This is a genomic window from Streptomyces sp. NPDC058674, assembly GCF_042716505.1.
Classification (GTDB): Bacteria; Actinomycetota; Actinomycetes; order Streptomycetales; family Streptomycetaceae; genus Streptomyces.
Genome location: NZ_JBHXSC010000130.1, coordinates 1 through 2,702 on the forward strand (window position 1 = coordinate 1; position 2,702 = coordinate 2,702).

At 57.5% G+C, this 2,702-nt stretch carries 2 rRNA genes (1 of these 2 running past the window's edge); both read left to right on the forward strand.

Annotated elements, in window-relative coordinates:
* The first annotated feature begins 258 nt into the window (after positions 1 to 258).
* Positions 259 to 1,783 (forward strand): 16S ribosomal RNA (locus ACFWU6_RS33435).
* Positions 1,784 to 2,069: 286 nt separating this feature from the next.
* A 23S ribosomal RNA gene (locus ACFWU6_RS33440) occupies positions 2,070 to 2,702 on the forward strand (it continues 2,571 nt past the right edge of the window).
* Together the 16S and 23S rRNA genes form the textbook arrangement of a ribosomal RNA operon.

Genomic DNA, 2,702 nt, shown 5'->3' on the forward strand with positions numbered 1-2,702 from the left:
AGCCCGGAGGAAAGCCCGAGAGGGTGAGTACGAAGGAAGCGTCCGTTCCTTGAGAACTCAACAGCGTGCCAAAAATCAACGCCAGAAGTTGATACCCCGTCCATTTCGGTGGATGAGGTTCCTTTGAAAAAGACCTGTGCGGCTCCCTCGTGGAGTGCGTGCAGGCAACGAACACAGCGAGGACGTTGTGGACGACCGGTCTTATTCCGACCTGGTTGTCCCGCTCTAAGTGTGTGTGCACCCGATTACGGGTAAACATTCATGGAGAGTTTGATCCTGGCTCAGGACGAACGCTGGCGGCGTGCTTAACACATGCAAGTCGAACGATGAAGCCCTTCGGGGTGGATTAGTGGCGAACGGGTGAGTAACACGTGGGCAATCTGCCCTTCACTCTGGGACAAGCCCTGGAAACGGGGTCTAATACCGGATATTACTCCTGCCTGCATGGGCGGGGGTTGAAAGCTCCGGCGGTGAAGGATGAGCCCGCGGCCTATCAGCTTGTTGGTGGGGTAATGGCCCACCAAGGCGACGACGGGTAGCCGGCCTGAGAGGGCGACCGGCCACACTGGGACTGAGACACGGCCCAGACTCCTACGGGAGGCAGCAGTGGGGAATATTGCACAATGGGCGAAAGCCTGATGCAGCGACGCCGCGTGAGGGATGACGGCCTTCGGGTTGTAAACCTCTTTCAGCAGGGAAGAAGCGAAAGTGACGGTACCTGCAGAAGAAGCGCCGGCTAACTACGTGCCAGCAGCCGCGGTAATACGTAGGGCGCAAGCGTTGTCCGGAATTATTGGGCGTAAAGAGCTCGTAGGCGGCTTGTCACGTCGGATGTGAAAGCCCGAGGCTTAACCTCGGGTCTGCATTCGATACGGGCTAGCTAGAGTGTGGTAGGGGAGATCGGAATTCCTGGTGTAGCGGTGAAATGCGCAGATATCAGGAGGAACACCGGTGGCGAAGGCGGATCTCTGGGCCATTACTGACGCTGAGGAGCGAAAGCGTGGGGAGCGAACAGGATTAGATACCCTGGTAGTCCACGCCGTAAACGTTGGGAACTAGGTGTTGGCGACATTCCACGTCGTCGGTGCCGCAGCTAACGCATTAAGTTCCCCGCCTGGGGAGTACGGCCGCAAGGCTAAAACTCAAAGGAATTGACGGGGGCCCGCACAAGCAGCGGAGCATGTGGCTTAATTCGACGCAACGCGAAGAACCTTACCAAGGCTTGACATATACCGGAAAGCATTAGAGATAGTGCCCCCCTTGTGGTCGGTATACAGGTGGTGCATGGCTGTCGTCAGCTCGTGTCGTGAGATGTTGGGTTAAGTCCCGCAACGAGCGCAACCCTTGTCCTGTGTTGCCAGCATGCCCTTCGGGGTGATGGGGACTCACAGGAGACCGCCGGGGTCAACTCGGAGGAAGGTGGGGACGACGTCAAGTCATCATGCCCCTTATGTCTTGGGCTGCACACGTGCTACAATGGCCGGTACAATGAGCTGCGATACCGCAAGGTGGAGCGAATCTCAAAAAGCCGGTCTCAGTTCGGATTGGGGTCTGCAACTCGACCCCATGAAGTCGGAGTTGCTAGTAATCGCAGATCAGCATTGCTGCGGTGAATACGTTCCCGGGCCTTGTACACACCGCCCGTCACGTCACGAAAGTCGGTAACACCCGAAGCCGGTGGCCCAACCCGTAAGGGAGGGAGCTGTCGAAGGTGGGACTGGCGATTGGGACGAAGTCGTAACAAGGTAGCCGTACCGGAAGGTGCGGCTGGATCACCTCCTTTCTAAGGAGCATATAGCCGACTGCGAGCGAATGACTCGCACGGTTGCTCATGGGTGGAACGTTGATTATTTGGCACGGTTTCCAATACCTCTTCTGTAAGTACTGCTTCGGCGTGGAAAACGGGGATGGTGGCGGTGATCGTGCCTGGCACGTTGTTGGGTGTCTGAGGGTGCGGCCGTAAGGTCATGTCTTCAGTGCCGGCCCCAGTGAACTCATCGGTTTGTCCGGTGGGGTGATGGGTGGCTGGTCGTTGTTTGAGAACTACACAGTGGACGCGAGCATCTGTAGGCCAAGTTTTTAAGGGCACACGGTGGATGCCTTGGCACCAGGAACCGATGAAGGACGTGAGAGGCCGCGATAGGCCCCGGGGAGCTGCCAACTGAGCTTTGATCCGGGGGTGTCCGAATGGGGAAACCCGGCAGTCGTCATGGGCTGTCACCCACTGCTGAACACATAGGCAGTGTGGAGGGAACGCGGGGAAGTGAAACATCTCAGTACCCGCAGGAAGAGAAAACAACCGTGATTCCGGGAGTAGTGGCGAGCGAAACCGGATGAGGCCAAACCGTATGCGTGTGATACCCGGCAGGGGTTGCGCATGCGGGGTTGTGGGAATTCTTTTGATCGGTCTGCCGGCCGGTCGGCGAGTCAGAAACCGTTGATGTAGTCGAAGGACATGCGAAAGGTCCGGCGTAGAGGGTAAGACCCCCGTAGACGAAACATCAGCGGCTTGCTTAAGAATCTCCCAAGTAGCACGGGGCCCGAGAAATCCCGTGTGAATCTGGCGGGACCACCCGCTAAGCCTAAATATTCCCTGGTGACCGATAGCGGATAGTACCGTGAGGGAATGGTGAAAAGTACCGCGGGAGCGGAGTGAAATAGTACCTGAAACCGTGTGCCTACAAGCCGTGGGAGCGTCGCTC